The organism is Neorhizobium puerariae (assembly GCF_042429745.1).
Lineage (GTDB): Bacteria > Pseudomonadota > Alphaproteobacteria > Rhizobiales > Rhizobiaceae > Neorhizobium > Neorhizobium puerariae.
Map to the genome: position 1 here is coordinate 215,392 of NZ_JBHMAA010000013.1, position 24,594 is coordinate 239,985.

20 protein-coding genes are annotated in these 24,594 nt (G+C 63.1%); 8 read left to right on the forward strand and 12 right to left on the reverse strand.

Annotation, left to right across the window (positions count from 1 at the left end):
• The first annotated feature begins 4 nt into the window (after positions 1 to 4).
• Together ACFFP0_RS11825 and cysG are read left to right on the forward strand one after the other, a co-directional pair.
• Positions 5 to 2,671, forward strand: coding sequence for a nitrate reductase (locus ACFFP0_RS11825; protein WP_377260643.1), 2,667 nt, complete (start codon positions 5 to 7; stop codon positions 2,669 to 2,671).
• A complete protein-coding gene (gene cysG / locus ACFFP0_RS11830) occupies positions 2,643 to 4,121 on the forward strand; it encodes a siroheme synthase CysG (protein ID WP_377260646.1) in 1,479 nt (492 codons plus the stop codon). Before ACFFP0_RS11825 ends, cysG begins: the two co-directional genes overlap by 29 nt.
• A 54-nt stretch (positions 4,122 to 4,175) precedes the next feature.
• Here the strand turns inward: cysG and ACFFP0_RS11835 are convergent, their stop codons facing one another.
• The 9 genes from ACFFP0_RS11835 to ACFFP0_RS11875 form a co-directional block, all read right to left on the reverse strand.
• Positions 4,176 to 6,530 carry a polysaccharide biosynthesis tyrosine autokinase gene (locus ACFFP0_RS11835; RefSeq protein ID WP_377260649.1) on the reverse strand — a complete coding sequence of 785 codons (2,355 nt, stop codon included), beginning with the start codon at positions 6,528 to 6,530 and terminating at the stop codon, positions 4,176 to 4,178.
• 76 nt (positions 6,531 to 6,606) lie between these two features.
• Entirely contained in the window at positions 6,607 to 7,512 is a 906-nt protein-coding gene (locus ACFFP0_RS11840; protein ID WP_377260652.1) for a UTP--glucose-1-phosphate uridylyltransferase, read from the reverse strand.
• Positions 7,503 to 8,522, reverse strand: coding sequence for a glycosyltransferase family 2 protein (locus ACFFP0_RS11845; protein WP_377260655.1), 1,020 nt, complete (start codon positions 8,520 to 8,522; stop codon positions 7,503 to 7,505). The genes ACFFP0_RS11840 and ACFFP0_RS11845 overlap by 10 nt, the downstream gene beginning before the upstream one ends.
• Entirely contained in the window at positions 8,519 to 9,448 is a 930-nt protein-coding gene (locus ACFFP0_RS11850) for a glycosyltransferase family 2 protein (RefSeq protein ID WP_377260710.1), read from the reverse strand. Before ACFFP0_RS11850 ends, ACFFP0_RS11845 begins: the two co-directional genes overlap by 4 nt.
• Entirely contained in the window at positions 9,448 to 10,458 is a 1,011-nt protein-coding gene (locus ACFFP0_RS11855; RefSeq protein ID WP_377260658.1) for a glycosyltransferase family 2 protein, read from the reverse strand. The genes ACFFP0_RS11850 and ACFFP0_RS11855 overlap by 1 nt, the downstream gene beginning before the upstream one ends.
• Positions 10,459 to 10,466: 8 nt before the next feature.
• Complete coding sequence (locus ACFFP0_RS11860) at positions 10,467 to 11,660, reverse strand: glycosyltransferase (RefSeq protein ID WP_377260660.1); 1,194 nt, start codon at positions 11,658 to 11,660, stop codon at positions 10,467 to 10,469.
• A 71-nt stretch (positions 11,661 to 11,731) separates the two neighbouring features.
• The gene (gene exoK, locus ACFFP0_RS11865; RefSeq protein WP_377260663.1) at positions 11,732 to 12,526 is read right to left on the reverse strand and encodes an endo-1,3-1,4-beta-glycanase ExoK; all 795 of its coding nucleotides are present in this window, start codon (positions 12,524 to 12,526) and stop codon (positions 11,732 to 11,734) included.
• A gap of 6 nt (positions 12,527 to 12,532) precedes the next feature.
• A complete protein-coding gene (locus ACFFP0_RS11870) occupies positions 12,533 to 13,681 on the reverse strand; it encodes an acyltransferase family protein (protein WP_377260665.1) in 1,149 nt (382 codons plus the stop codon).
• Between the two features lie 366 nt (positions 13,682 to 14,047).
• The gene (locus ACFFP0_RS11875; protein ID WP_377260667.1) at positions 14,048 to 15,532 is read right to left on the reverse strand and encodes a lipopolysaccharide biosynthesis protein; all 1,485 of its coding nucleotides are present in this window, start codon (positions 15,530 to 15,532) and stop codon (positions 14,048 to 14,050) included.
• Positions 15,533 to 15,647: 115 nt separating this feature from the next.
• On the opposite strand from ACFFP0_RS11875, the gene ACFFP0_RS11880 reads away from it, so the two are divergent.
• Together ACFFP0_RS11880 and ACFFP0_RS11885 are read left to right on the forward strand one after the other, a co-directional pair.
• Complete coding sequence (locus tag ACFFP0_RS11880; protein WP_377260669.1) at positions 15,648 to 16,616, forward strand: glycosyltransferase family 2 protein; 969 nt, start codon at positions 15,648 to 15,650, stop codon at positions 16,614 to 16,616.
• A 43-nt stretch (positions 16,617 to 16,659) separates the two neighbouring features.
• Positions 16,660 to 17,604 (forward strand): polysaccharide pyruvyl transferase family protein, encoded by a 945-nt coding sequence (locus ACFFP0_RS11885; protein WP_377260671.1) that lies wholly within the window; start codon positions 16,660 to 16,662, stop codon positions 17,602 to 17,604.
• Here ACFFP0_RS11885 and ACFFP0_RS11890 read toward each other — a convergent pair.
• Both ACFFP0_RS11890 and ACFFP0_RS11895 read right to left on the reverse strand, forming a co-directional pair.
• Positions 17,595 to 18,599, reverse strand: coding sequence for a glycosyltransferase family 2 protein (locus ACFFP0_RS11890; RefSeq protein WP_377260673.1), 1,005 nt, complete (start codon positions 18,597 to 18,599; stop codon positions 17,595 to 17,597). The genes ACFFP0_RS11885 and ACFFP0_RS11890 overlap by 10 nt on opposite strands.
• A gap of 90 nt (positions 18,600 to 18,689) precedes the next feature.
• Positions 18,690 to 18,983 carry an exopolysaccharide production repressor protein gene (locus tag ACFFP0_RS11895; RefSeq protein ID WP_377260676.1) on the reverse strand — a complete coding sequence of 98 codons (294 nt, stop codon included), beginning with the start codon at positions 18,981 to 18,983 and terminating at the stop codon, positions 18,690 to 18,692.
• A 729-nt stretch (positions 18,984 to 19,712) separates the two neighbouring features.
• Between ACFFP0_RS11895 and ACFFP0_RS11900 the strand changes: the two genes are divergently transcribed.
• The 4 genes from ACFFP0_RS11900 to ACFFP0_RS11915 all read left to right on the forward strand — a co-directional run bounded on the left by ACFFP0_RS11900 (position 19,713) and on the right by ACFFP0_RS11915 (position 24,110).
• Positions 19,713 to 20,393: a sugar transferase gene (locus tag ACFFP0_RS11900; protein WP_377260678.1), complete on the forward strand. Its 681-nt coding sequence runs from the start codon at positions 19,713 to 19,715 to the stop codon at positions 20,391 to 20,393.
• Positions 20,394 to 20,505: 112 nt separating this feature from the next.
• A complete protein-coding gene (locus tag ACFFP0_RS11905) occupies positions 20,506 to 21,762 on the forward strand; it encodes a polysaccharide biosynthesis/export family protein (RefSeq protein ID WP_377260681.1) in 1,257 nt (418 codons plus the stop codon).
• A 7-nt stretch (positions 21,763 to 21,769) separates the two neighbouring features.
• Positions 21,770 to 23,044: an O-antigen ligase family protein gene (locus tag ACFFP0_RS11910; RefSeq protein ID WP_377260683.1), complete on the forward strand. Its 1,275-nt coding sequence runs from the start codon at positions 21,770 to 21,772 to the stop codon at positions 23,042 to 23,044.
• Between the two features lie 52 nt (positions 23,045 to 23,096).
• Positions 23,097 to 24,110 carry an acyltransferase family protein gene (locus ACFFP0_RS11915; RefSeq protein WP_377260685.1) on the forward strand — a complete coding sequence of 338 codons (1,014 nt, stop codon included), beginning with the start codon at positions 23,097 to 23,099 and terminating at the stop codon, positions 24,108 to 24,110.
• 18 nt (positions 24,111 to 24,128) lie between these two features.
• Here ACFFP0_RS11915 and ACFFP0_RS11920 read toward each other — a convergent pair whose 3' ends face one another.
• Positions 24,129 to 24,518, reverse strand: a complete 390-nt coding sequence (locus ACFFP0_RS11920) for a GMC family oxidoreductase (protein WP_377260687.1) — start codon at positions 24,516 to 24,518, stop codon at positions 24,129 to 24,131.
• Between the last annotated feature and the right edge of the window lie 76 nt (positions 24,519 to 24,594).

A 24,594-nucleotide genomic window follows, 5' to 3' on the forward strand; every position in this document is an offset into this window, starting at 1 on the left:
CCTCATGCGGGCAACGATACCCCCCGACGTCCAAACCACCTGCCCCTATTGCGGCGTCGGCTGCGGCGTCATCGCCACAGTGGCGGACCACGGCGCCGTGACGGTGAAGGGCGATCCGGAGCATCCGGCCAATTTCGGCCGCCTCTGCTCGAAGGGATCGGCGCTGGCCGAAACGATCGACCTCGAAGGACGGGTACTCTTTCCGGAGATTGGCGGGCGACAGGCGGAATGGGACGAAGCGCTCGATCTTGTCGCCGGAAAATTCTCGCAGGCGATCACGGACCATGGTCCTGATTCCGTCGCCTTCTACGTATCCGGGCAATTGCTGACCGAGGACTATTACGTCGCCAACAAGCTGATGAAGGGCTTCATCGGCTCGGCGAACATCGACACCAACTCGCGCCTTTGCATGTCGTCCTCCGTCGCCGGCCATCGCCGCGCCTTCGGCTCGGATACGGTACCCGGAACCTACGAGGATATCGAACTCGCCGACCTCGTCGTCCTCACCGGCTCGAACCTCGCCTGGTGCCATCCGGTGATCTACCAGCGGCTTGCCGCGGCCAAGGCGGCCCGCCCCTCGATGAAGATCGTCGTCATCGACCCGCGCCGCACGATGACCTGCGACATCGCCGACCTGCATCTGGCCGTCAGGCCGGATGGCGACGTCGCGCTCTTCATGGGCCTGCTTGCCCATCTGGCCGCCGGCCCGGCAATCGACCGGACCTATATCGGCACTCATACGCAAGGGTTTGCCGAAACCCTTGCCGCGGCTTCCGCGCTTTCCCTCGCCGATCTGACGGAACGCACCGGCCTGCCGGCCATGGAACTGCGGGAATTCTTCCGATTGTTCGAGACGACGGAAAAGGTCGTCACCTGCTACAGCCAGGGCGTCAACCAGTCGTCGTCGGGCACCGACAAGGTCAACGCGATCATCAACTGCCATCTGGCGACAGGCCGCATCGGCCGGCCGGGCATGGGGCCTTTCTCGCTGACCGGCCAGCCGAACGCCATGGGCGGCCGCGAGGTGGGCGGCCTTGCCAACATGCTCGCCGCCCACATGGCGCTCGAAAACGCCGGGGACCGCGAACGCGTGCAGCGCTTCTGGGCGTCCCCGGCAATCGCCGACAAGCCCGGCCTGAAGGCGGTCGACATGTTCCACGCCGTCGCCGACGGACGCGTCAAGGCCCTCTGGATCATGGCGACCAATCCGGTCGTCTCCATGCCGGATGCCGATGCGGTGGAAGCGGCGATCAGGGCCTGCCCCTTCGTGGTCGTCTCGGACGTCCTGAAGGACACCGACACGACACGACATGCCCACGTGCTGCTGCCCTCGCTCGGCTGGGGCGAGAAGGATGGCACCGTCACCAATTCCGAACGCCGTATTTCGCGCCAGCGTCAATTCCTCGCAGCCCCCGGGGAAGCAAGACCCGACTGGTGGCAGATGGCCGAAATCGGTCGCCGCATGGGCTTTGCCGGCTTCGATTATCGATCGCAGGCCGATATCTTCGCCGAACACGCAGCGCTCTCGGCCTTTGAGAACGGGGGCAGCCGCGATTTCGATATCGGCGCCCATGCCGGGATCGATCGAAAGGATTACGACGCCTTGGCGCCCTTCCAGTGGCCTCGTCCGGCGGGAAGTTCCTCCGATAGAACCCGCTTCTTCGCCGATGGCGGCTTCTATCACATGGATCGCAAGGCGCGGTTTATCGCCGTCCAGCCGCCTGTTTCCGACCACACGAACGAAAAATACCCGCTGACGCTGAACACCGGCCGCATCCGCGACCACTGGCACACGCTGACTCGCACCGGCAAAAGCGCAAGGCTTTCCGGCCATATCGCCGAACCCTTCGCGGAAATCCATCCGCGCGATGCGATGGAACTCGGCATCCGCGGCGCGGGCCTGGTGGAACTCGAAAGCCCGCATGGCAAGGCCGTGGTCCGGGCGCTGGTGACCGAGCGGCAGGCCCGTGGAAATGTCTTCGTGCCGATGCACTGGAACGAGCAGTTCGCATCGAGGGCCCGTATCGATGCCCTGGTCCCCCCGGTGACCGACCCCCATTCCGGCCAGCCGGCCTCGAAAAACGTCGCGGTCGCCATCCGTCCCTTCAAAGCCGGCTTCTATGGATTTGCCATCTCGGCCGCCAAACCGGTTGCGCCGCAGGCGCAATATTGGGCGCTGGCGAAGGCCGGGGGCGGCTGGCGGATCGAACTGGCATTTGACGATACGGTCGGCGACTGGACGGCCTGGTGCCGCGAGACTTTTTCGATCCCCGCCGGAATCGAACCGCTCGGTTATGCCGATCACCAGACAGGCGACCTGCGGCTGGCCTTCTTCGACGAAGGGACCTTGCTGGCGGCATTGTTCCTCGCGCGCGAACCGGTCGCGGTCGCCCGCAACTGGGCGATCGGCCAGCTTTCCGCCTCGCATTCCGACCTGCGCAAGCGTTTCGCCATCGTTGCCGGCAGGCCGGGTGCGGACCAGCCCGATCCCGGTGCCACCGTCTGCTCGTGTTTCTCGGTCGGCGCCAACCGGATCATCGCTGCCATTCGCGGCGGCGCCGTGAGTGTCGAAGCCGTCGGCAGGGAAACCAATGCCGGCACCAACTGCGGCTCCTGTCGCGCCGAAATCAGGGGGATCATCGATGGATGTCTTGCAGCAGCAGCGGAATGAAGCCCCCGCCCGCATGGCGCCGCTCGCCAAGCTTCCCGTGTTCTGGGCTCTCGACGGCAAGCGGGCAGTCGTCGCCGGCGGTTCGGATGCCGCGGCCTGGAAGGCGGAACTTCTGGCCGCCTGCGGCGCCGAGGTACATATCTATGCCGGGGAACTTTCCGGCACGTTCGAAAAGCTGATCGCGCGCGGCGCCGAACATCCGCAGGGCCGCTACATCCATCACCGTCATGGCTGGCATGCCGACATCTTCGCCGGCGCGGCCATCGCGATTGCGGATTGCGACGAGGACGATGAGGCGGAAGCTTTTTTCGATGCAGCGCGCGCGGTCGGCATACCGGTGAACGTGATCGACAAGCCGGCCCTCTGCCAGTTCCAGTTCGGCTCGATCGTCAACCGTTCACCCGTCGTCGTCTCCATATCGACGGACGGAGCGGCGCCCATCCTCGCGCAGGCAATCCGCCGCCGCATCGAAACGCTGCTGCCGCAATCGTTGAAAGGTTGGGCCGCGCTCGCCCATTCGCTGCGGGAGAAGATCAACGAGCGCCTGGCCGCCGGCCAGCAGCGCCGCGCCTTCTGGGAGCGTTTCGTCGACCGTGCGTTCACCAGTCCGAACATGCCGGAGGAGGCTGATGGCGTGGCGCTTCTGAAGGATGCCGAGAGGCTTTCGGAAGCCCCCGCGACCGGTCGCGTCACATTGGTCGGCGCAGGCCCCGGCGATGCCGAACTGCTGACGCTCAAGGCCGTGCGCGCCCTGCAGGCCGCCGATGTCATCCTCTTCGACGATCTCGTTTCCGACGACGTGCTGGAACTTGCCCGGCGGGAGGCCAGGCGCATGCTGGTGGGAAAACGCGGCGGCCGGGAAAGCTGCCGGCAGGAAGACATCAACGACATGATGGTGACGTTCGCGAAGGCGGGGAAACGCGTCGTGCGGCTGAAATCCGGCGACCCCATGGTCTTCGGCCGCGCCGGCGAGGAAATCGCCTGCCTTGAGGGCGAGGGCATCCCGGTCGACGTGGTGCCGGGCATCACCTCCGCCAGCGCCATGGCGAGCCGGCTCGGCGTGTCGCTCACCCATCGGGACCATGCCCAGGGCGTCCGTTTCGTCACCGGCCATTCCCGCAGGGGAACCCTGCCGGACAATCTCGACTGGAAGGGCCTCGCCGATCCGCGCACCACGACGATCTACTACATGGCCGGCCGCACCGCCGGAGAAATCGCGGCAAGGCTGACGAAAGCCGGAATGACGTCCACAATGCCCGCCGTCATCGTCAGCGCGGTAAGCCGGCCGAACGAGCGGCAGTGGAGCGGGTCGCTCGGCGACCTGCCCGCCGCAATGGTGGAGATCGGCATCGACGAACCGGTCCTGATCGGCATCGGCAACGTGTTCGGCAAGGCGGCCAGAGCCGCCGGCACCGGCCTTCCGGCAAGGCAATTCGCCGTCAGTGCCTGACGGCGAAACGCGAGCCGGATATGGAACGGGACGGCCGCAATACCTCTTCCCGTCTCATCGCGACGCCGAGGCCGAACCTTCCTTATAGTAGGAGAGATAGCTGCTGCGCAGCCGTTCCGGTGCGCCGGGATCGGCATATTTGTGCAGGTCGGACATCTCCGTCTTGTTGAGGATGACGCCGACCGTCTTCGACGCGATCTGCGGTTCCGAGCGCAGCACGGACTGCACGGCCTTTGCCGGTGTCACACCCCATTCCGTCACGAAGATGAAGCCGTCGACATAGGGTTCGAAAGCCTTGGCGTCGATGACGGGAATCAGCGGCGCCAGGTCGACGACGATGACGTCGAACGTCTCCTTGATGCTCTCGAGGAACTGGCTCATGCTGGAGGAAGCCAGCAATTCGCTCGTATGGGCGAGGTTGCGGCTGCGCATGGTCATCGGCAGGATCGTCAGCCGCGAGCGGCGGTCGACGCGTGCGGCATTGGTCCAGGACGTCTTCTGGAGAAGGACTTCCACGAGACCGATTTCGGGCTCGCTGCCGAGCATGCGGCTCAGGCCGGGATTGCGCAGGTCGGCGTCGATCACCAGCGTGCGCACGCCGGTCGAAGCGATCAGCCCGGCGAAATTGGCCGCGACCATGGATTTCCCTTCGCCCGGCAGGCAGGATACCACGCCGATCACCCGGCATTTCCGCTCCTGCAGCATGATATCGCAGGCAAGCTTCGCATTGCGGAGCGTTTCGGCGAACTGCGAGCGGGGCGCTTCCACGGCAACGCGCATCAGCCGCCGGAAGGAGATGGGATTGCCCGGCGGCGGGCTGGCCGTCTCCGCTTCCGCCACCGGGGCAGGCGTCGCAGCCGGAGGCGGCGGGCCGTCTTCGGCCAGCGCACCGCTGATCTTCGGCAGGTAACCGAGGAAACGCATGCCCAGCTTTTCCTGCACGTCTTCGCCGGTGCGGAAGAAACGCTCCCGGAATTCGAGCAGGGTTGCCACCGCCCCCCCGATCATCAGGCCGAGCACGACGGAAAGAGCCATGGCCAGCGTCTTGCGCGGGCTTGACGGTGCGGTGGGAACGCCGGCATCCGAGATCACCCGCGCCTTGGCGATCGGGAAGGACTGACGCTGCGTCGCCTCCTCGAAACGGCCGAGATAGGATTCGTAGAGCGCCTTCAGCGCGGTCGCCCGCTGCTCCAGCTCGCGAAGCTGAACCATGGAGACATTGGCCTGGGAATCGCGACCGGCAACCCGTTCGATGCTGTCGCGGAGCGATTTCTCGCGCGAACTCGCCACCTCGAACTCGTTGCGGAAACTGCCGGTCAATTGCTGCAGCTCGCGGTAGATCTGCTGCGCGACGTCATTCTTCTCGCCCTTGAGGGCGATCGCCTGGGGATGATCGGCTCCGAACTGCTGGATGATTCCCTGCTCCCGGTCGTTGATCGCGATATAGCGCTTGCGCAGATCCTGGATGACGGTGTTGTCGGTGTCGCGCGCCGAAACGACGGCGTTCTGGACGGCGGCGTCCGCCCCCTTGTCGACAATCGCCTTGTACTGGTTGTAGCGGGCCGAAGCCGTCGCGGCGTCCGCCTGCGCGACGATCAGCTGGCTGTTGAGGTCGGAAAGCTGCTGGGCGGAAAGCAGTTCGCCACGCGGCGAGACGAGGTTGTGCTCGACCTTGTATTGTTCGACGGCCAGCGAGGCCTGCTGCGACCGGGTGTTGAGATCGTTGAGCCGTTCCTGCAGCCAGAGCGAAGCCCTCTCCGACGCATCGAAATTGGCGTTGAGCTGGTCGGTCAGGTAGGAGTCCGCGTAAGTCCGGGCCACCGATGCCGAAAGCTGGGGATCGGGCGAGCGGAACGAGAGCGCGATCACCGAACTCCTGCCGGTGCGCTCGACGGTCAGCGACTGCTGCAGCATCGCCGCCGCCTTCTCCCGCCGTCCCATGCGGGCAAGCTCCTCCGATGGCGGCGGGCTGCCGGGCGTCACCAGGGAGACGACGCTGCGAACGACGCCCTTGGCGAGATCGACCGGTGAACGCGGCGGATTGACGATCATCTCGTTCTGATCGAGCCTCGCCTTGTCCACGACGCGCAGGGCCAGCGCCTTCGATTTCAGGATTTCCACCGCGCTCGACATGCGATTGTCGATCTGCTGGGCGGTCTGGCTGTCCTTGTCGTCTTCGGCGTAGCGGGAGAGATTCTCGTCGATGAGAATCTGCGTCATGGCCGTGTAGATCGGCTGTGCGGTGACGAGATAAAGCCCCGCAAGGGCGATGGTGGCGACAAGGCAGACTGCGATCACGCCCGAACGGCGGACAGCCGCTGCCCAGAGCTTGTCCAGATCGATGAACGTGTCGTTGTCGCGCGTCTCGCCGGGGAATATCGTTCTCGGTCGAAAATTTACCTGATCCATGGGGCCCGCTTTCCGGAGCGTTGGTGTGACGGATGGCAGGCGTTCCGCCATCCGCCATAATTGATTTTGAAGTGCGTTACGCGGCCTGAACCCGTGTCTCGTGCGACATCAGCAGTTCCTTGATGGAGACGTGAAGGTCTGCTCCCATGTCGGCGCGCAACAGGGCAAAAGCCACATTGGCCTCGATGAAGCCGCGCTTGCTGCCGCAATCGAACGTGCGTCCCTTGTAGGGATGCGCATGGAACGGCTGGACCTTGGCGAGCCTGTGCATGCTGTCGGTCAGCTGGATCTCGTTTCCGGCGCCGCGCTCCTGGCTCGCCAGAAGCTCGAAGATTTCAGGCTGCAGAATATAACGGCCATTCAGGTAATAATTGGACGGTGCCTCGGACGGTTTCGGTTTCTCGATCATTCCGGTCACTTCGAAGCCGTGCCGCACCGCATGGCCCACTCCCACGATACCGTAGCTGGAGGTTTCTTCCGGCGCACATTCCTCCACAGCGAAGACATTGCCGCCGACTTCTTCGTAAAGCTCCATCAGGCCCGCCATGCAGCCCTGGGACCCGTAGGAGACCATGTCCGGCAACAGGAGCGCGAAGGGCTCGTTGCCAACCAGTTCCCGGGCGCACCAGACCGCGTGGCCGAGCCCGAGGGGCGCCTGCTGGCGCGTGTAACTGACGGTGCCGGCAACCGGCAGCATCTTTTCGAGCTGGGTGACCTGGACCGATTTGCCGGAACGCGTCAGCGTCGCGATCAGTTCCGGCGCGCTGTCGAAATAATCCTCGATCGCCGTCTTGTTGCGGCTGGTTACGAAAATGATGTTCTCGATTCCCGCCTGCATGGCTTCATCGACGGCATATTGCACGACGGGACGATCGACGATCGTCAGCATCTCCTTGGGCATCGCCTTGGTTGCCGGCAGGAACCGAGTGCCGTTGCCTGCGACGGGGATCACCGCCTTTCGAACTGGTCTTTTCATATCCATTCCTTCGTCCTTTCCGGGGGGCGCCCCCGCCCTATCCGATCGGATTTCAGTTGACGCCGGAAAGCCTTCGCCAGCCGGCGCATGCGGACAGCGATCGGCATACGCAGATGCATCAGCGCACGCGGATTTTCGATCGCCGTTTTCAGAAAGCCTCCGACGGAGCCTTTCTTGATCTCCTCGACGAGCGTCAGGAATGCGCTCGCCTCCATGATGCTGCGGGTGCGCCGCCGCTGCGCGGCCATGGCCTCCGCGTCGAGGGCATAACGGGCGAGGAAACCCCGGTCCGATGCCAGCATCGCATCGAGATGGTACTGTTCCAGGACCCGGGAGATGGAGCCCTTCCGAAGATGGTAGACGTAGCCGGTTTCGGGCACGACCGCGCAGCGGCCGCCGCTTGCAAGGGCCGAGGCGAGCAGCAGGTAATCCTCCCCTACCCTCAGCGTCTCGTCGAAACGCAATTGGTGCCGCATGAGGAATTCCCGGTCGAAGACCGGTTTCATGTAGCCGAAGTTGAAGGTGGACTGGAAGATCACGTTCGAGCCGATGAAATCGGCAAGCGTCATGACAGGCCGTCGCTTCAGTTCCTCCACCGGAAACATCGTCTGCGGACTTCCACCTTCGAGCGGGATGACGTCGATATTGTCGACCACGATCTGGGCCTCGGAGGCCTTGGCGCTGTCCAGCATCGTCAGAAGCCGCGCCGGATGGATCGTGTCGTCGGAATCGAGAATGGCGATCCACCGGCCCCGGGCCGCTTCAAGACCCGCATTGCGGGCGGCGGCCGGCCCGCCGTTCTTTTCCCGGGCGATCAGCCGGACACGTTCGTCCGCTTCGGCGTAGGAGCGCACCAGTTCGCGCGTCCCGTCGGTCGAGCAATCGTCGATAATGACGATTTCCATGGTCACGCCGGTCTGGGCGAGCGCGCTTGCAACGGCGCGTCCGATCGTCTCCCCGGCATTGTAGGCGGCGATGACGAAACTGACGTCGGGTCGGTGATCGAGCGTGCTCATATGGCCTCGGCGACCCCGTATTGCCGGATTTCGCGCATGCCGAGGGTGCCGGAAACGGCGCCGGCATGCAGCGCCGCGCGAAGGGCGTAGCGATTGCGGGTAACCGGGGAAAGAAACGTCGCGGCCGTGAGCGCCGCGCAATAGGCGAATTTCATTCCGGCAAGTCCGGTCTGCTTCAGTCGCCCCAATCCAGGATTGCGGGAGGCGACGATCCGTCCATGCGTCTGGCCCGAGCGGAAACGCCGTTTGGCAAGCCAGGAAAAACTCGCCCGCTTTTCCGGCACGATCTCCTCGACCACCGCGTTCGGGGCAAACTCGATGCGCCCGCCGGCCTCGGTGAGCTCGGTGAAGAAATGCGTATCCTCGCCGCCGCTCTGGCCGAGCGAAAGCGCGAACCGGCGGCCGGCGACGGCAGGCGAGCGCATGTCGAGCAGGACATTGCAGGTGTAACCCGTCCTGATCCGCGCGCCGACCCAGACGGGCATGGTGGAATGGAAATCACCGTTGCGCATCCATGCCGCGCTCCGGACACCGTAGATTGCCCGCACGGGACCGAGAATCGCGTCGGCCCGGGTCAGGCTCGCCACGTTCAGAAGCTCGGCCAGCCATTGCGGCCGGGCCGTTTCGTCATCATCGATGAAGGCGAGATAATCCGCATCGCATTCGGCCAGGCAGGCATTGCGGGCAATCGAGATATTCGATTTCGGGCAATGGACGTAGCTGATCGGGAATGGCGACTGCCCGCGCAGGCCGTCCACCAGCGCGCGGGCGCTCGGGCCTGCGTCATTGTCGGCGACGATGAGGCGCAACGCGGCACCCGCCGGAACGGCGAGCGCGAAGAGGGATTCGAGCGTCGCCCGCAGCTCCGGCCGCCGATAGGTGCAGATGCCGATATCGATGCGGATCGGCCGGTCCTTCTCCGTCATCATGTGGCCCTCCGCGAACGAATGCCGGCAAGCTCCAGCCAGAAACCGGCCGACCATGCGAAATGCATGATCATGGCCGAGAGCGAGGCAAGCGGGCCGTAAGGGTTCTTCTGCCCTACGGCCATCCAGAAGCCGTAACCGAAGCAGGCGGCGGCCCAGACCACGAGCGGCACGGCCGCCCACCAGTAGAGCAAGGCCAGCAACGCCCCGGCGACGACCGGCGCCACCGCGAGCGGGATCGCCTGCCTGAGCTTCGGGACGGAGCGATGCTTGATGAGGTTCTGCGCCCGGCCGCGCCCATAGGCGAGATATTGCCGGAAGAGCGCAAGCGCGCTCGAGCGCGGATAATAGGTCATATAGGTCCGGCCCGTCATCCAGATGCGGAAACCGGCGGCACGCAGCCTGAAATCGAGTTCGGCGTCTTCGTTGTGGCTGAAGTTCTCGTCATAGCCGCCGACGGCACGGAAGGCCTCGATCCGCATCAGCGCATGGTGACCGTGATCGACCCACTCGCCGCCGCCCCCGGCCCGGTGCTTGGAGCCGCCGTTGCCGAGCTTGGAATTCTGCGCCACGGCCGTCGCCTTCTGGAAGGTTCCGAACCCGACCGTCTCCATCCCCACCACGACGGAATCCGCTTCCATATCAAGCGCTTCCTGCAGCAGCGTCCGGCAATAGTCGTCCGGATAGTCTCCGTGCGCGTCGATGCGGATCAGATAGTCGCGGTCCTTTCCCAGGCACTTCACCGCCAGGTTGATCGCGGCGCTCTGGATGCGTTTGGGGTTTTCAAGAAGCACGATGTCGGGGATTTCCGAAACGAGGCCCCGGACGATCTCGGGCGTGCCGTCCTTGCTCCCGCCATCGGCCACGACGATCAGCATGTCCATGTCGCCGCGCTGTTCGTCGAGCTTGCGCAGCAGCGGATCGATCGTCACCGCCTCGTTCAGGCAGGGGATCACGAGAAGCAAGCGGACGCTGGAAATTCCGGTATAGGAGTGAGAACGCAAAACCATACTCCACCTCAGGACTGCACGGTTGAAACGGCCGGCACATCCGCCGGCGAAGAAACGCTGGGGCGCAGGGCGGCAAGCCGGGCGACAAGGGCGCGGCATTCCGCAGGGCCGGTAACCCATTGGTTTCGTTCGACACCGGCCAGGCGCGAAGCAAGGTCGTCATAACGTGCTTCGGTCATGCCGTCGAACAGCGCCGCGAGTGTTTCCGGCATGGCGCTATCGATCGTCACGCCGATGTCGCGGTTGCCGACGAACCGGCCGGTTTCCGTTCCCGAGAGCGCGATCGGCACGGCGCCATGGAGACCGCCTTCATAGAGACGATTCGGCAGCAGCCAGCTCGAATTGAGCCCTTCCTCGAAGAAATCGATCGCCCAGGTGAAATGCACGTCCTGATAGATCGCCGCGAGGTCTTCCGGATTGCGATAGGCGCCGTGGAATTCCACATGCGGAGCCGTGTTCACCGTCGCATGGAAATCGTCGAATTCGCTGTGGGCAGGTCTTCCGCGCAGGACGATCTCGACCTTGCCGTCCATGCGCGCCGCGAATTCCGTCAGGATATCGAGCGATTTGCGGCAGCGGATCGCACCGAACCAGCCGATCCGCCAGGGCCTGTCCGCTTTCGGCGGCCGCGGCGCGGGAAACGTGGAGACCAGTTCCGGTTTCAAGGCCAGAACCTTGTTCTCCAGGAGCAGGACCGGCATGTCGAGACCCGACCGCGGCTTGAAGAAATTCTCCACGAAGGCCGGAGAACTGGTGATCAGCAGGCTGGCCCGGCTGCCGAAATAGCGCTGGGCCTGCCGCATCAGCCGGCCTTTGACGCCTTCGTCCAGCAAGAGCCGGTGAATGTCGAGGCATTCGTAGACGACGGGGATATCGCCGCCGAACAGCGAGGCGGCCTGCCCGGCAAGCGCCAGCGTTTCCAGGTTGCGGGCGATGATGACATCCGGCCTCCTGATGGCGGCGAGCCTGCGCCTCAACGTCATGCGGGCGCCGACCACCGCGCCGATACGCTGCGCGAAGCGGGCGTCGGCCGTCCTGCCGAGCACGGTCGTCGTCACGTCATGCTCGTCGGCCAGCACATTCGCGCCTCGCTTGAACCCCGCTACGGTGACGCCTGCGCCGCCCGCTTTCAGGGTCAGCACGCGTCGCCGGATCGCCGCGTCGGCGAGATCGTGAGCGAGATAGAGAACATTCAAGGTCAAGATCGTCCAACTCCTTTTTCAAGCCTTCCGGCCCTCAAAAACATCGTCGGGCGACGAGCCGCCGAAGCGCCTCAGTCGAGCGTGCAGAGCACGGATTGGGGAAAACGGCAGTCTTCACCCATCGCCGTGAAGGCGATGCGGTCGATCGTCATGGTGGTGGGCCGGTCGTAGGAGAAGGCGCCCATCCAGTTCTTCAATGTGTCCGTACCCCAGAGGCTGAGGAATATCTTCTGGGGGTTCGACGGTATCTTCGACTTGTCCGTCACCTCGTGAACGAGCTTGCCGTTCACGAAATAGCGGATGCGGTTCTCTTCCCAGATGAAGGCGTAGTCGTTGAAGCCCTGGTCCGCACCGCCGGCCACGGGAACCAGCTTCTCGTTGCCCCCCCTGCCGCCGATATACTGGTTGACCTGGACCTCGCCGGCATTCTTGCCGAGAATCTCGAAATCGATCTCGTCATGCGGCTTCTTGTCGGTCGGGCCGATATAGCTGAAGAACGCCGAATTGAGCCCCGAACCGGTTGCAGCCTTCATGCGCACCTCGTAGGTGCCGTAGCCGAAGCGCGCCTTGGTCTGGATCTCGCCGCAGGCATAGTCGCGGTCGCCGGCCTTGCGCTCGGCGAACTCCAGCCGCAGCACGCCGCCCTCGACGCTCACCTGGTTCTTCGACCAGGTGCAATTCTGGTGTTTGCCATTGTTCCAGCCATCGGAAACGTACCAGAACGAACGGTCGAGGCTGTCGAAATCTTCGACGAAGGATTTGCCTGCGGCGCCCTGCTGGGCTCCGGCGGCGGAGGAAAGCAGTCCCAACACCGCTGCTGCGGTGATGACCTGGCAGGTTCGCTGAATCTGTCCGGCTTTCGCCATCGCGTTTCACCTCTGCTGTTGCGTCATTGCCGGTTTGCCGTTGCTGGCAGATCCGGCGGAGGAATAGGATTTTGCAGCGGCCGAAAGCTTTGCCTTCCGGCCGCGGCTGCCCGTCAGCACCTCGTAGAAGGCCGGCATCCTGCGGGAGACGAGAAGATTGGAAGCCGTGAGGATGACAAAGCTGGCGACGACCGAGCCGATGTAGAAAAGCGGATATTGCCCCTCGCCGGCCATGCGGTTCCAGACCATCCACATCAGGACGAGCAGCGGATAATGGGCGCAGAAGATCCAGAAGCTCAGGCTGCCGGTGGCGGCAAGCCGCTGCCCGATGCGCAGGCGGATGACGAACGCCGACAGCAGCCAGAATCCCCCGGCCCCGAGGATGGAGAGCGCGTTGCGCGCAAGATCGAGCCCCCATGGGAAATTGGGGCCTGTGCGATAAAGACCGACCGACAGCAGCACGGCGGCCGCGAGCATCCCAACCGTTCCGGCGGCGGCGAACCGGTCGAGCGCCTTGAGGTCCTGCCGGTTGAGCGCAAGGAATATACCGAGCGTGAAGCTGAAAAGGATCGACTTCTTGAGCACGATGCCGAGCGTCAGATCCGGCAGGATCGCAAGGACGAAGAGAATGGCGAGCGTCAGCGCCGCGTAGCGACGCACCAGAAAGGCGAGGACCGGCGACAGGATGATGCAGACGACCAGGTCGCGCAGGAAGTAGAGCGGGATATCGACCGGCAGTCCTTCCGTCGCGAAGGCGTAGCTCAGGAACTCCCGCGTCGAGGCGTTCCAGAGGTCCGGAAAATAGCCGACGCCGACGCCGAAGCGCTGGCTGACCAGGACGACCGCCAGCAGGCCGCAATTCCACAGCAGGAAAGGCAGCAGCACCGTCTTCGCCTTGGAGCGAAGCGTCCTGGCATAATCGAACGCGTCCCAACCCCGCTGGAACAGCAGGTAGCCCGAAATCGCACTCAGGCACGGGACGCCGATACGAAACAGACTGTCGCCCAGGAAGACGCGCAGCCAGTCGAATAAACCGTTCAGCCCCAGGAAAGGGCTTGTCTCGGGATCATGCGGCACATGCACGAAGACAATGCCGGAGATCAGTAGTATGCGCATCAAATTGATACGGGAGGAGATGTTCTGATCAACAGTCAAACGAGTCACCCCTTTTGAGCAGTGCCTCCCCTCACCGCCATTTCAATCAGAGCAGACTTGAGCCCGCAGTCATCGAAAGGATCATGCCGAGTTTGGAGCAAAATGTGGCGACGCAGCAAAAAGTTGATGGATGACAGATCGACCGCCCCTCTGCCATCCACCCTCCCGGCCGATCACGCCGCCCACACGAATTTATGATTCCCAAGGTGTTCAGGAGAATTTTTCGCTCCCAAATGCTGCACTGCAGCACGCCGAAAAAATCTTTTCCGGCGGCGGCAGGGGTATGGCCGAACCTGTACCTCGTTACCGTTGACCATCCCGGGCCTCGCCAGAATGTGGCAGAATTGGGGCAAATCCGCGACACATTCAGGCAGAGGGGACGGAAGCCGCGTCACGCATTCCCCGACGCCGGACAAGCTCGACGATTTTCCGAAGCAGCGAGCGTTCCGTCAGCAGGAAGAGCAGCGCATAGATGGCCGCCCCAACCGCCCCGCCGGCCAGCACTTCCAGATAGGGGTTTGTTAACCGGTCCGCGAAGAAATGCAGGAAGGCGCGCACGCCGAGAGCCATGACAAAGGCGGTGATCATCGACCGGCTGCTGGTGAGAAGCCCCTGGAGGAAAGGAATGTTGTCCACCCGGAACACCGCCCAGGAATAACCGATCAGCGTAATGGCGTTCACGACGCAGAGCGCGACCATCGCATCCACCAGGGTGCCGTAATAAGCGGCGATGGCGATTGCCGCCGTTGTCGCGATGGCCCTCAGCACGGCCGACCAGAAGAGCACCCGGCCATGCCCTGTCCCCTTGAGATAGGGGATGAAGGTGCTGCAGGGCGTCACGATCGCCTTCGAAAGGGCGAGCAGGCCGAGCACCGGCCAGGCATAGGCCCATTGCGGCCCGAACAGCACCAGCATGGCCGGTTCCGCGATCGCCCACAGGCCGAACATCGCCGGCGCGAGGACGGCCGTCATCACCTGCGTGCTCAGCATCAGCGCATCGGAACGGCGTTTGCGGTCGTCGCCCATCAGGCTGAAGGCGGGAAAGAGCACGCCCATGACCGCGGAGAGGACGACCTGGTTCGGAATGCTCGCGAAACGGTTGGCGGCCGAATAGGCGCCGGCATCCGCCAGGCCGAGCAACCGCGCGATGACCACCATGGGAGCTTGAAAGGTGACGAAATTCGCGATTTCGGAGCCCATGAGGCCCGTGGTGAACGACAACAGCGGCACGAGCCTGCGCGGCCTCATCACCAGCCGCGGCATGTAGCCTACGACCGCATAGAGTCCGACAAGGCGGATCAGCGCGGCGGAAAAGAGCTGGAAGACCAGCGCCCACACGCCGAAACCGAAGAAGGCAAGACCGACGGCAATCAGCGCGGCGGCCGATTCGGAGATCGTGCTCAGCACCGCGTCCTTGCTGAAATTCATCTGCCGGGCAAGCAGCGAATAGGCCACGTCGCCCGCAAGCTGGAGCGGGATGAGCAGCGCCATGATCTTCAGCAAGCCTGCGCTTCCCGGCGCTCCCATCAGGATCGCAAGGTCCGTCGCGCCAAGGAAAATCGCCAGCGCCATCAGGCAGGCCATGCCCAGATTGGCCCAGAAAACCGTGTGAACGGTGGCCATGTCGCCCTCGCGATCGACCACCAGGGCGGAGGTCAGGCCGGCGCCGCCGATCATCGCCAGGAACTGCACGATGGTGAGCGCCACGGCCACCGATCCGAAATCTTCTGGCGTCAGCAGTCTTGCCAGAATGGGGACCGTGACAAATTTCAGCCCGAATGTGGCGGTCTTTGATAGCACGCTCCAGCCGACATTCGTCGTGATCGTCTTCACGCCTTGGGTTGGGGCCATATGTCAAATCCCGTTGCTGGAGGTCAGTTAGAATACGGCAGCGAGCTGCCGCCTAAACCCGGAGCCCGACGAAAGTCAGCGGTTTGCAATTCTTGGAAGAAGCAGGGGCAAAAACATGGCGACGTTCACAGTTGTTATCCCATTTTACCAAAAAGAAGCCGGCATATTGCGCCGGGCACTGAAATCGATCTTCAGTCAGAGCTACCAGGACTTCGATATAGTCGTCGTCGACGACGAGTCACCCCTCCCCGCCGATATCGAGCTTCAAGATATTGACGAAACTTGGAAATCTCGCATCAGCGTGATCCGCCAGAAGAATGGCGGACCGGGAGCCGCACGCAATACCGGCCTCGACAACGTGCCCTCCGCGACGCGATTCGCCGCCCTTCTCGATTCAGACGATATCTGGCTGCCGGATCACCTGCGGAACGCGCATGACAGCATGACACGGTTCGATGCGGAGTGCTATTGGGCCTCCATGCAGGCGAGCGACGAGTTCTACTACCACTTCGGCATGGCGGAACTCGAGCAGGCGGAAGGCGGCACGCGGCTTTCCGAGACGCCTCTCGTCATCGAGATGCCGGATCTCGCCAGCGTGATGCTGAAGAACTGGAGCTTCCTGCACCTTTCCTGCATGGTGATCGCGCGCCCCGTCTTTGAGACGATCCGTTTCGAACCCTCCCTGAGGCTGGCCGCCGAGGACGTGCTGTTCTTCTGCGACTGCATCCTCAAGTCGAAGCGGACGCTGCTTTGCGACGAGCCGGGCGCGGCCCGCGGCATGGGCCTCAACATCTTCCACAGCATCGACAACCGGTCGCCCCAGTTCCTGCGCCAGCAGTTCAACACCTGGGTGGCGCTGGACACGCTGGAACAGCGCTTTCGCGCCCGGCCGAGCGATGTCGCGTCGATCGCCTCCTACAAGAACACCGCCCGCCGGCAGGCGTTGTGGAGCCAGGCAGGGCGCGTGAAGAGACGCGAAGCCCCGGATTTCGGCCTGCTGGCCCGCTGGGTGATGCGCGACCCCGGCCTGCTGCGGGCCGCGTTCGAACTCGGCACCGGCAAGCTCGGACGCAGCGCCCGATGAATTTCGCACGGTATTTTCAATTCCTCATCCCACGGAGGCCCGCATGAAAGCGTACTACTGGGAATCGCATCACGGCAATTTCGGTGACGATCTCAATCTCTGGCTCTGGGACGCCCTGCTGCCCGGCTTCAGGGAGGTCCATCCGGAAATTCTGCTGGTGGGCGTCGGCACGGTCCTCAACCCCGTCCTGCTTCCGGCAGGACAGAAAAAGCTCGTCATCGGCAGCGGATATGGTTACGGCGCGCCGCCGGACGTCAGAGACGCGTCGGAATGGGATGTCCGTGCGGTCCGCGGGCCGCTGACCGCCGAAAAGCTCGGCCTTCCTCCCGAAAAGGCGATCACCGACCCGGCGGCGATGATTGCCGACATGCCGGAATTCCGGAACCTGCCGAAAATCCACAGGAAGACCTTCGTTCCCCATTGGGAATCAGCCGAATTCGGCATGTGGGCGGCGGTCTGCGAGCCGGTCGGCCTCACCTATCTCGATCCGCGCGGCGAAGCGAAATCCGTCATTCGCCACATCGCGCAATCGGAGCTGATCGTCGCCGAATCCATGCATGGCGCGATCCTGGCGGATGCATTCCGCGTGCCCTGGATCGCCGTGAGCACTTCCCGTTCCATCAACAATTTCAAATGGAACGACTGGGCAAGCTCGGTGGGCACGACCTACGAACCCCGTTATGTGCCGGTATCGACCCGCGCCGAAGCCGTCGCGAAACGGTCGCGCTTCTGGGGCATGCGCTTCGATGGCCAGCAGCCAGCGCAGGAGGCGGCGCCGGAAGTCCATGGCGACGACGTCATGACCCGCACCTCCCCTTCCCAGACCGGACTGCGCGGCATGGCGAAACAGTTCCTGGCGGCGCCCTCGGTGCTGGCCTTGTGGCAGGCAAGCCGCGCCGAACCGCGCCTGAGCCCGAACGACGTTCTGGAAGAGCGCAAGGAACGGTTCCGCGCCATGCTGGAAGGAATTCGCCGCGACTATTTCTGAACGGCGGGAATGCCCGGCAGGAGATAACGCATCCCGGGGACCTCGATCGCCGCCGGGGACGATTTTGCGCGCATGAGATCGAGCTTGTCGAGGAAGATGCCGGCCGCCACGGCCGGCAGCGCCTGCGGGCGCGCAAGCGCATGGCGGATCGCCGCAGACTTCCCTCCCTGCGATTTGGCGTCGAGGAAGGCGCGCAGCTCGTATTTGCCCCGCGCATGGTCGCGATGGTGCCGGATGGCGGCGCGGACGGCCTGGGCAAGCGCCGGATCGGCAAGGATCGCTTCGTCCGCCAGATAGAGCTGGCGCAGATCCTCGGTGCGATGCCGCCCGCTCAGCGAATCCTGCCGCACGACCGCACCATATCCGCAATGCTCGATCACCTTGTAACGGGCGCCTTTGACGAGGGCCCGGACGTAGAAGTCATAATCCTCTCCAAGCCGCATCGCCTCGTTGTAGCGCAGCCCGTGCGCGTCCAGGAAATCCCGCCGGATCACCGGCTTCAGGAAGCCGGTCTCGCCGCGCTTCAATCCCCGTTTCGAGATGTTGCCCTCGACGAATTCGATGAGCGGCATGGTGCGTGCCCTGACCTCGAACCGCTCCGGGCGAACGGTGGCCGACGGCTCGTGGATGAAGGCGATATTGTCGGCGATCAGTTCCCAGCCATCCTCCGCCAGCATGGGCGCGAAACGGCCGGGAAAGAAGAAATCGTCCGCATCGAGGATCGCGATCAGCGGCGCTTTCGATATGGCGATCGCGTGGTTGCGGGCTGCGGAGGGGCCGCGGTTCTTTTCGAACGAAACCACGGCGAGGCGGCCTGAACCGTCATCGGCCTGGCGGGCCACCGCGGCGGTTTCGTCGGTGGAACCGTCGTCGACCACCACGACCTCGCTGACATGCGCCTCGCTCAACGCCGACCGGATCGCCATTCCGATCGTCTCGGCGGCATTCCTGGCCGCGATGATGACGCAGATCGTCTGGTGAGCGGTTTCAGCCATAGCCCTCTCCATGCTTCATCGGATGCGGCAACTATGGACGCAGGAAAATGGCCCTCGTGTGAAATCTGCGGAAAAAAATCGGAACCGCGCTCAGGTATCTCCGGCGGGAAGGTTCGGAGCGGCATCGGCGCGCAGGCCGTCTCTCCGGCCGATGTCCTTCGAACTCTTGGCTGCGGCCGCCTCTGCCGGAATGCCCTCATCGCGAAGCTTCTTTTCGCGGCGCACCAGATAGAGAACGCCGATGAAGTAACCGACCTGCAAAAGCACGGCACAGATGAGCGTCTGTATAAGCGCCGTATAAAACGAGCCGCTCATAAAGTACGCAGACACCGCAAAGGCGATCAGAACCCCTGTCATGCTGACAAAGACGCGCGGTGCGTACATAATCCTTCCTCCCGAACCTAGACTTGTTCAGTTCATGAGTCTTTCGGCTCCTCTCCCAACAAGACAACCATATGAGCCTGCCGGAGAGGTTTCAAGTTTTCCTATCTGGATTATGGCAGGCTGTTGGTGAAACTTTCGTAAGGTTCCATCAGTTCCGTCGAAATATTGTCGATCATACCTCTCTATACCCCTATACCACAAGACCATGGCCGCATTTTTGCCGTATTTCCGCCCGAATTCGAACCAGTTGGAACAATCCTTGGGTCAGGCCTCGCAAAGGGGCCAGTTTTCCGATCAACTTTTGTTACAAAGCTTAAGAGCGCGCACCGGCGATTTTTGCGACGCAACATTGTATTGCGGCGCAACACGGCCGGGCCTTTGGTCCTAGCCGCAAGCTACTTTGGTCCCAGCCTCAAGGAAGCCCGACCGAGTATAGCTGGAGAGGGGAAAAGAGAAATGGCGACAGACAACCAGGGCCTGTAGAAAACTATTCGCCGGAGGGAAAATTTACATTACGTTTGTAGTATTCCAAAAAATATCAACAGACGCCGGCCAAGTTTAGCGAGCCCCCTCTCCCGTCGCTCTCCCCGCGTCAATCCTCCACCGGAACCTCCCGCGCAGAAAATTTGACTCGCATCAAATTCCGAACACAGACTTATTATCCCATAGGTCCCGAATGACGCGCCGTAATGGCACCGACTATCGCAAAACCTAAGTGGAGTTCACTCTATGAAGTCAGCGACACGTTCGGCAGGTTCGCCGTTTCCAACAACTGACCAAGCCGACATGGCTCTGCCGACAGGCGGCTTGGCGAAACGTAGCTTCGACCTCACCGCCGCCACCCTCGCTCTGATCCTTTTCAGCCCGATCTTCCTGATGATCGCGGCCCTGGTGAAGTTTTCCGACAACGGCCCGGTTTTCTACGGGCACCGCCGGATCGGCCACAATGGCCGTTCGTTCAAATGCCTGAAATTTCGCACGATGGCCGTGAATGGCGACGAAGTCCTGCGGAATTACCTGAATGCCAATCCGCACGCCGCGGAAGAATGGCGCGCGACGCGCAAACTGAAGGCCGATCCGCGCGTGACGGTCGTCGGCACCGTCTTGCGCAAGCTCAGCCTGGACGAGCTCCCCCAGCTCTTCAACATCCTGCGGGGCGAGATGAGCGTGGTCGGCCCGAGGCCTGTCGTCGACGAGGAACTGAACCTCTACGACAGCTTTGCCGCCTATTATCTGCGTACGCGCCCGGGTCTCACGGGTCTCTGGCAGATCAGCGGCCGCAATGACGTTTCCTACGAAACCCGCATCGCGTTCGACACCCAGTATGTCCAGAACTGGTCGCTGATCGGCGACTTCGCGATCATCGCGAAAACGATTCCGGCCGTTTGCCTCGCACGCGGCAGCTACTGATCGTTCGTCCTCTCCTGCCTCGGAACCCGATCGGTCTCGGCTGAGGTCGGTTTCGCAAATACGGACCCTGCGCGTGGAAACGACCTCTCCACGCCACTTGAGGGAAAAATCCATGCAGATACGAACCGCCTCCGCAAGGAGCTTGCGTGTTTTATGCTTTCTGGCCGGCGCAGTGCTTTCCGCGCTGGCCGCACCCGCCTCTGCCGACGATACCGGCTACCGCCTCGGCGTCATGGACAAGCTGCGCATCCGGGTCGCCGAGTGGCAGCCGGCGGAAGGCACCGTCCGCGACTGGGATGCGGTGAGCGGCGACTATACCGTCGGTCCGACCGGCTCACTATCACTGCCCTTCATCGGTGACCTGCCGGCAGCAGGCAAATCCACCGCCGACGTGGCGGCCGCCATCGGCGAGGAACTGCGCAGCAAGTTCGCGCTGCGCAACCTGCCGTCCGCATCGGTGGAAATCGCCCAGTTCCGCCCGGTTTTCGTCGCCGGCGACGTGCATACGCCAGGCGAATATCCCTATGCGCCCAATCTGACGGTCCTGAAGGCCGTCAGCCTTGCCGGCGGTCTTCGCCGGTCCGACGCCGGGCAGCGTTTCGCCCGTGACTTCATCAATGCCCGCGGCGACGCGGCCGTCTACAATTCCGAACAAAGCCGCCTTTTCGCGCGCCGCGCCAGGCTGCTTGCGGAAGTCGCCGACGCTCCCGAGCTGAAAATACCGCCGGAGCTTGAGAAGGTCGCCAACGCCGACCAGCTGATCGCAAGCGAAGCATCGCTCATGAAATCGCGGCGGGAACGTTACGAGCTTCAGTTGAAGGCGCTGACCGATCTTCGCGACCTTCTGGAAACCGAAGTCCGGTCGCTTAGCCAGAAGTCCGAAACACAGAAACGCCAGTTGCAGCTCGTCAGCGAGGATCGCGACAAGATGGCGCGCCTGACCGAACAGGGTCTGGCGACGGCGAGCCGGCGCCTGACCTCGGAAGAACGGGCCGCCGATCTCGAATCGAACATGCTCGATACGGATACCGCAGCCCTCCGCGCCAAGCAGGATATCAACAAGGCCAACCAGGACGAGATCAACCTCCGCAACGATTGGGAAGCGCAGCGCGCCAAGGAGCTTCAGGACACGGAGGCCGAACTCGAAAAGCTTGCGCTGCAGCTCGGCACGAGCCGCGAACTGATGTCCGAAGCGCTGGCGCAATCGGCCGAGGCGCTGAAATTCGATCCGTCGGGCAAGGCTGCGACGATCAAATACGTCGTCGTGCGCGACGTGGGCCAGGGGCCGAAGGAAATCGCCGTGAACGAAAACGACAGGCTCCTGCCCGGCGATGTCATCAAGGTCAGCTCCGAGCTTCTGATGCAGTGAGGCCCGCATGAGGATCGCCAAATCCGCCCTCATCGATCCGGCCCGCAACGAAGTCTATGGCGTGGCCGCGGTCGCGCTGTCGCTGTTCGTCTTCGCCTATTCGAGCCGGTTCGGGCAGATTTCGATCCTCGCCTATTACGGAGTCTGGTTTCTGCTCGTGCTCGTCGACTATCGGCGGGCATTGGGCAATTATCTGAAATATCTCTGGATCTTCGGCTTTGCGCTGTTCTGCTTCCTGTCGGCATTCTGGTCACCCGCCTTCGGCACGTCGCTGCGCACGGCGATCCAGTATCTGACGCATATCGTCTGCGCCCTCATAGCGATGCGCGCGGTGAGCGCACGAACCCTGACCCGGGGCGCGATCGCGGGCGTCGCAGTTGTGCTGGTGTATTCCCTGCTTTTCGGCACCTATCTCTACGATGCGATGGACGGCACCTACAGTTTCGTCGGCGCCTTTTCATCGAAAAACCAGCTCGGCTTCTATGCCTCGCTTGGCGTCTTCTTCTCCTATGCGACGGTGATGATCTTCCGGGGGCGCGGCCCATGGCTGGTCGCCTCCGGCGTGGTCGGCCTGCTTTCGGCCTATTCGCTTGCCGCCTCGCAATCGGCGACCTCCGTCATCACGACACTCGGCGTCGTGGCCCTCTGCATCGGCATGCAGGCGATCATGTTCCTGACGCCGCAGAACCGGCGCCTGTTCTTTGCGGCGGCTCTCGTCCTTGCGGGGATCGCCGGCATCGGCGCGCTGCAATTCGGTGCGATGGACGCGATCCTCTCGGTCTTCGGCAAGGATTCGACCCTGACCGGCAGAACCTATCTCTGGCAGCAGGGCATCGAGGCGGCGCGCGAGCATCCGATGTTCGGGATCGGCTACCAGGGGTATTGGGTGCCCGGCTTCGCGGAAGCGGAAAGGCTCTGGCAGGATTTCTTCATCACCGCCCGCAGCGGCTTCCACTTCCACAATACCTATATCGAAACCATGGTGGAGACCGGCCTGGTAGGCACGCTTCTCCTCTCCTCCATCCTGTTGGCGATCCTCGTGGGGCATCTCAAACGCCTGCTCACCATCGCCAGAACGCCGGAATCGCTCCTGTTCTTCGGCATCGCCAGCCTGCTGTTGATCCGTTCCTTCGTCGAGATCGACATCATGCATCCATATCACGTCGGCTCGTTCCTGTTCTATTTCGCGGCCGGCAAGCTGGCGCTCGCGCAGCAACGTCCCGTGAACCTGCCCTATTTCGATCAGCTCGTTCCCGGCACCAACAGGATGCAGGCGGGGTGAATGCCGCCCGGATATACGTCGAACGGCTTCGAGCGCGTGAAGGACATCGACAATGCAGACGCTATACTCCATCCAGTATCTGAGGGCATTTGCCGCATTGGCCGTAGTGATCTTCCACGCCGGCGAACGCGTCGGTTCGCCCTTCACGATCGGTGCAGCCGGCGTCGATATCTTCTTCGTGGTCAGCGGCTTCATCATGATGGCCATCAGCGACAACCGGCCTGTCAGCCCCGGCGCTTTCCTGCGCAGCCGCCTTCTGCGCATCGCGCCGGTCTACTGGATCGCAACCGGCGCCATGATCACCGGGGCGATCATCGGCCTCTTTCCCAACTTGAAGCTCGACCTCGCCCACACGCTCGGCTCGTTCTTTTTCGTGCCCGTCGCATCGCCGAGCAGCGGAAACCTGTGGCCTGTCCTCGTGCAGGGCTGGACGCTGAATTACGAAATCTTCTTCTACGCCGTCTTCGCGCTGGTCCTGTTCCTGAGGCCGTCCTCGCGGCTCCCGGCCCTCGCCGCCGTGTTCTGCCTGCTGGTCGCCGCCGGCGCATGGATGCGGCCGGCGAACCCGATCGCAGGTTTTTATACCGCCCCACTGATCCTCGAATTCGTTGCCGGCGCGGCTCTCGCAAAGCTGTGGCGCGACCGGTGCCTGCCCGCCCCCTTGTCAGGTCTTCTTCTGGTATGCGCTTCGGTCGCAGGCTTTGCGGCGATCCATCTGCTGAAGCTCGAATTCGACGCCTGGACCTGCGGTCCCCTGGCGACGATGCTCGTGCTGGGCGCGCTCGCCATCGAGGCCGGAGGAAAACTGCCGAACCTTCCCGCGCTCGCCTATCTCGGCGACAGTTCCTACTCCATCTATCTCTGGCACACCTTCATCATCTCCGTCGTGGTGAAGGTCGGTATCCTGCTTTCGCTCCCCGCCCCGGCGCTTCTCATTGCCGCCATCGTGCTCGGCACCGTATCGGGCATTGTGGGCTACGAATGCCTGGAGCGGCCGATCCAGTCCCTGGTCAAAGGCAAAAGGCCCTCTTTCTGGCGCCTGCCGGTGCGGCGGCCGGCAAGATGATCCGGTTCTTGTGAAAGCCTAAATCCGGGGAGTTCCGGCGACGGCGTCCTTGAGATGCTCCGCCAGCCGCAGGGCAAGCGCCACGGCCGGCAGCGTCGGATTGGCATGGCCGCCCGTCGGAAACAGGCAACTGCCGGCCAGGTAGAGATTGGCGATGCCGTGAACACGGCAATTCGCGTCCGCAACGCCATCGGCCGGCGTTTCAGCCATCCGGCTGAGCCCGATCTGGTGATAGCCGTCGAACGCCTGGTTCAGGACGGCCTGCCGCCGGGCCTCGTCGTCATGCAGATATTCCAGCCGGCCAAGCCCGTTTCGGCGCAGCCACGCATCGAGGATTTCATGCGACGTCAGGACAGAGGCTAGATCGTGGTGACGATTTAGGGAATTGGGATTCCCAAAGTTGAGCAAATCGGATTCAACGTTGATTTTGGAGATCAGCGATGGATTGTGATGCACTTCGAGACGATCAGTGGGAACGGATCAA

Coding starts and splice junctions, on each gene's coding strand:
- ACFFP0_RS11825 (WP_377260643.1), top strand. CDS start 5: ATGCGGGCAACGATACCCCCCGACGTCCAAACCACCTGCCCCTATTGC.
- cysG (WP_377260646.1), top strand. CDS start 2,643: ATGGATGTCTTGCAGCAGCAGCGGAATGAAGCCCCCGCCCGCATGGCG.
- ACFFP0_RS11835 (WP_377260649.1), bottom strand. CDS start 6,530: ATGGATCAGGTAAATTTTCGACCGAGAACGATATTCCCCGGCGAGACG.
- ACFFP0_RS11840 (WP_377260652.1), bottom strand. CDS start 7,512: ATGGATATGAAAAGACCAGTTCGAAAGGCGGTGATCCCCGTCGCAGGC.
- ACFFP0_RS11845 (WP_377260655.1), bottom strand. CDS start 8,522: ATGAGCACGCTCGATCACCGACCCGACGTCAGTTTCGTCATCGCCGCC.
- ACFFP0_RS11850 (WP_377260710.1), bottom strand. CDS start 9,448: ATGACGGAGAAGGACCGGCCGATCCGCATCGATATCGGCATCTGCACC.
- ACFFP0_RS11855 (WP_377260658.1), bottom strand. CDS start 10,458: ATGGTTTTGCGTTCTCACTCCTATACCGGAATTTCCAGCGTCCGCTTG.
- exoK (WP_377260663.1), bottom strand. CDS start 12,526: ATGGCGAAAGCCGGACAGATTCAGCGAACCTGCCAGGTCATCACCGCA.
- ACFFP0_RS11875 (WP_377260667.1), bottom strand. CDS start 15,532: ATGGCCCCAACCCAAGGCGTGAAGACGATCACGACGAATGTCGGCTGG.
- ACFFP0_RS11880 (WP_377260669.1), top strand. CDS start 15,648: ATGGCGACGTTCACAGTTGTTATCCCATTTTACCAAAAAGAAGCCGGC.
- ACFFP0_RS11885 (WP_377260671.1), top strand. CDS start 16,660: ATGAAAGCGTACTACTGGGAATCGCATCACGGCAATTTCGGTGACGAT.
- ACFFP0_RS11890 (WP_377260673.1), bottom strand. CDS start 18,599: ATGGCTGAAACCGCTCACCAGACGATCTGCGTCATCATCGCGGCCAGG.
- ACFFP0_RS11895 (WP_377260676.1), bottom strand. CDS start 18,983: ATGTACGCACCGCGCGTCTTTGTCAGCATGACAGGGGTTCTGATCGCC.
- ACFFP0_RS11900 (WP_377260678.1), top strand. CDS start 19,713: ATGAAGTCAGCGACACGTTCGGCAGGTTCGCCGTTTCCAACAACTGAC.
- ACFFP0_RS11905 (WP_377260681.1), top strand. CDS start 20,506: ATGCAGATACGAACCGCCTCCGCAAGGAGCTTGCGTGTTTTATGCTTT.
- ACFFP0_RS11910 (WP_377260683.1), top strand. CDS start 21,770: ATGAGGATCGCCAAATCCGCCCTCATCGATCCGGCCCGCAACGAAGTC.
- ACFFP0_RS11915 (WP_377260685.1), top strand. CDS start 23,097: ATGCAGACGCTATACTCCATCCAGTATCTGAGGGCATTTGCCGCATTG.